Here is a 3,533-nt window from a genome sequence, read left to right as displayed (position 1 = left end):
GTGGGCACAACCGGACCACCGGCCGCAACCGACCACCGCGGGGGTCCGGGGGCGGCAGCCCCCGGTCAGAACACCGACCAGCCCGTCAGCGTCGTGAAGTGGTCCAGCGCCGCCACCCCGGCAACGGAGTTGCCGCGCGCGTCCAGCCCCGGGCTCCAGACACACAGCGTGCAGCGCCCCGGTATGACGGCGACGATGCCGCCGCCGACGCCGCTCTTGCCCGGCAGGCCGACCCGGTACGCGAAGTCGCCCGCCGCGTCGTACGTCCCGCACGTCAGCATCACGGCGTTGATCTGCTTCGCCTCGCGCCGCGGCAGCAGCCGTGTGCCGTCGGCGCGCAGGCCGTGGCGGGCGAGGAAGCCGCCGGCCAGGGCCAGGTCGCGGCAGCTCATTTCGATGGAGCACTGCCAGAAGTAGTGCTCCAGGACGGTCTGGACGGGGTTGTCGAGGTTGCCGTAGCTCGCCATGAAGTGGGCGAGGGCGGCGTTGCGGTCGCCGTGCTCGGTCTCGGAGGCGGCGACGGCCGGGTCGAAGGAGACGGCCGGGTTGCCGCTCTCCGCGCGCAGGAACTCCAGCATCGTGGTGCTGGCGTCGCCGGTCAGCGTCTGGAGGCGGTCGGTGACGACGAGGGCGCCCGCGTTGATGAAGGGGTTGCGGGGGATGCCGTTCTCGTATTCGAGTTGCACCAGGGAGTTGAAGGGGTTTCCGGACGGTTCGGTGCCGACCCGCTCCCAGACCTTGTCGCCGCCTTCGGCGAGGACGAGCGCGAGCCCGAACGCCTTGGAGATGGACTGCACCGAGAACGGCCGTTCCCAGTCCCCGACCCCGTACACACCGCCGTCGACGTCCGCGACGGCCATGCCGAAGCGCTCGATGTCCACACCGGCCAGAGCGGGGATGTAGTCGGCCACCTGTCCGCGGCCGACGAGCGGCTTCACGAACGAGGCGACGTCTTCGAGAACGGCCTGGTAGTCCACTGTCTTCGATCTCGCGCTTCTCTGTCGACGTTGACATTGATGAGATATTCGGCCGGAGGCCGGATCGGCTCGCACGATATCCGAACGCCCGCCCCACCTGCGAACTTTTGGGTACAAGGAGGGGCATTCGGCCTACGCAGCGGGCGTACGCCGGCCGGTTTCATGCCGGTTTCTCGCGCAAGGAGGGCGGCATGGCCCCACCCATGTCGGCGAACGAGTTCCTGGCCGCGCTGCGGCGGGAGGGCGCCACGGTCGTCGAGGTCGACGGCTGGCGCAACCACAACCGGGTCGGCCACGGCCCGTGGGGGCCGGTCAACGGTGTCATGATCCACCACACCGCCTCCTCCGGCACCGACAGCTCCGTACGCCTCTGCTGGAACGGCTACACCTCGCTCCCCGGCCCTCTCTGCCATGGCGTGATCGCCAAGGACGGCCGTATCCATCTCGTCGGCTGCGGGCGCGCCAACCACGCCGGGGGCGGTGACGGGGAGGTGCTCCAGGCGGTGATCGCCGAGAAACGGCTGCCGCCCGTCCGCTGGGCCGACACCGACGGCAACGTCCACTTCTACGGCTTCGAGTGCGTCAACCTCGGCGACGGCGAGGACCCCTGGCCGGAGGAGCAGATGCTGGCCATCGAACAGGTCGCGGCGGCGATCTGCCGCTTCCACGGCTGGACCGAGCGGTCCGTCATCGGCCACCTCGAATGGCGGCCCGGCAAGGTCGACCCCGTGGGCTTCTCCATGGACCTGCTGCGCGAGCGCGTCGGCGAACGGCTGAAGTGACGGCGCTCCGGCCTGCCCCGACAATGGGGGCGTGACCAGCGACCTTCCCCCTGCTGCCGCCACTGCCGACGGCGGGCTCGCCGCGCTGCGGCCCCGGCTGCCGTCCCCGCTGGAGGAGCTGCGGGACGAACGGTTCGAGCGCCGTGGCGTACGGCTGCTGCTCAAGCGCGACGACCTGATACATCCCGAGCTGCCGGGCAACAAATGGCGGAAGCTGGAGCCGAACCTGCGGGCCGCGGCCGCGGAGGGCCGCCGCACGCTGCTGACCTTCGGCGGCGCCTACTCCAACCACCTGCGGGCCACCGCCGCCGCGGGCAGGCTCCTGGGCTTCGCCACGGTCGGCGTCGTCCGGGGCGAGGAACTCGCCGACCGCCCGCTCAACTGGTCGCTCGCCCGCTGCGCGGCCGACGGCATGCGGCTGCGGTACGTGGACCGGGCCACGTACCGCCGGAAGGCCGAACCGGAAGTGCTGGCCTCGCTCGCCGACGACGACTGCTACATCGTCCCCGAAGGCGGCAGCAACGCCGCGGCCGCGCGCGGCTGCGCGGAGCTCGGCCGCGAGCTGCGCGGCGTCGCCGACGTCGTCGGCATCGCCTGCGGCACGGGCGGCACCCTCGCCGGCCTGGCCGCCGGCCTGTCCCCCGGTCAGCGGGCCATCGGCTTCCCCGTGCTGAAGGGAGGCTTCCTCGGGGACGAGATACGCGGCCTCCAGCGAGAGGCGTTCGGCGGCCCGCGCGGCTCCTGGCACCTGGAGGAACGCTTCCACGGCGGCGGCTACGCGAAGGTCCCCGCGGAACTGGAGGCCTTCGCCGCCGATTTCACCGACCGGCACGGTGTGGAGCTGGAGCGGCTGTACGTGGCGAAGGCGCTGTACGGGCTGACGACGCTGGTGGGGGAGGGGGCCTTCGCGCCCGGTACGACGGTGGCGGCCGTGATCACGGGCGCGCCCTGACGGCTCTCAGCCCTTGTCGGTCAAGGCCCGGTCGAGCAGGGGCAGCAGGCGGTCCCAGTGGTGCCGCAGCGCGGAGGCGTCGAAGGCGTCGGTGTCGGACATGGTGAAGCCGTGGACGGTGCCGGGGTAGATCTCGGAGGTGTAGTCGACCCCCGCGGCGTCCAGGGCCTGGTTGAGCTCGCCGAGGTCCTCGGGCGTCAGGTCGGTCGCGGCATGGCCGAAGTGGACCCGGGCGGTGAGGCGGCGCAGGCTGTCCGGCCCGTCGGCGCCCACAGGAGCGTGGAATCCGGCGACAGCGGCCACCTGGCCGGGGTGGGCCACGGCGGTGCGCACCGCCAGCAGACCGCCGAAGCAGTAGCCGGTCACCGCGACCGGTCCGGCGGCTACCTCGGGCCGGTCGGCGAGGAAGCGGAGGTAAGCGTCGGCGTCGCGCAGGATCTGTTCGGTGGTGTGCGCCTCGATCCAGGGCATCAGCCGGGCGATGAGCGCGGACCGGGCCTCCCCTCCGATGTACTCGGGCAGGTCGGCCAGCGGTGCCGGGCCGTGCCGGTAGAAGTAGTTGGGGACGAGGACGTAATACCCGTGCCCGGCCAGCTCCTGGGCCATCTCCCGCAGTACGGGCCGGATGCCGAAGGCGTCCGGGTACATCAGCACCCCCGGGTGCCGCTCGCCGTCGTCGGGGAAGGCGGCGAAGGCGTCGGCCTTGCCGTCCGGGGTGGGAATCAGCAGTGACGCGGTGGATGTGGCGGACGTGGTGGGCATGAACTCTCCTGTGGTGATGGGGGCTGTCGGGCCCGAGCCGCCCGACAGCCCCCATCACAC

The 3,533-nt window shown here is 72.0% G+C and carries 4 protein-coding genes; 2 read left to right on the top strand and 2 right to left on the bottom strand.

Annotated elements, in window-relative coordinates; all coding sequences use genetic code 11:
• Positions 1–65: 65 nt before the first annotated feature.
• Positions 66–977: a glutaminase gene (locus tag K6I34_RS33785; protein WP_229331861.1), complete on the bottom strand. Its 912-nt coding sequence runs from the start codon at positions 975–977 to the stop codon at positions 66–68.
• Positions 978–1,168: 191 nt separating this feature from the next.
• On the opposite strand from K6I34_RS33785, the gene K6I34_RS33780 reads away from it, so the two are divergent.
• Positions 1,169–1,759, top strand: coding sequence for an N-acetylmuramoyl-L-alanine amidase (locus tag K6I34_RS33780; RefSeq protein WP_229331860.1), 591 nt, complete (start codon positions 1,169–1,171; stop codon positions 1,757–1,759).
• Positions 1,760–1,790: 31 nt separating this feature from the next.
• Positions 1,791–2,711, top strand: coding sequence for a 1-aminocyclopropane-1-carboxylate deaminase/D-cysteine desulfhydrase (locus tag K6I34_RS33775; protein ID WP_229331859.1), 921 nt, complete (start codon positions 1,791–1,793; stop codon positions 2,709–2,711).
• A 6-nt stretch (positions 2,712–2,717) separates the two neighbouring features.
• On the opposite strand, the gene K6I34_RS33770 is transcribed toward K6I34_RS33775, so the two are convergent.
• Positions 2,718–3,473 (bottom strand): dienelactone hydrolase family protein, encoded by a 756-nt coding sequence (locus tag K6I34_RS33770; protein WP_229331858.1) that lies wholly within the window; start codon positions 3,471–3,473, stop codon positions 2,718–2,720.
• Between the last annotated feature and the right edge of the window lie 60 nt (positions 3,474–3,533).

Source organism: Streptomyces sp. UNOC14_S4, from assembly GCF_020740835.1.
In the GTDB taxonomy this organism is placed as follows: Bacteria; Actinomycetota; Actinomycetes; order Streptomycetales; family Streptomycetaceae; genus Streptomyces.
This window is presented reverse-complemented; position numbering and strand designations above follow the sequence as displayed.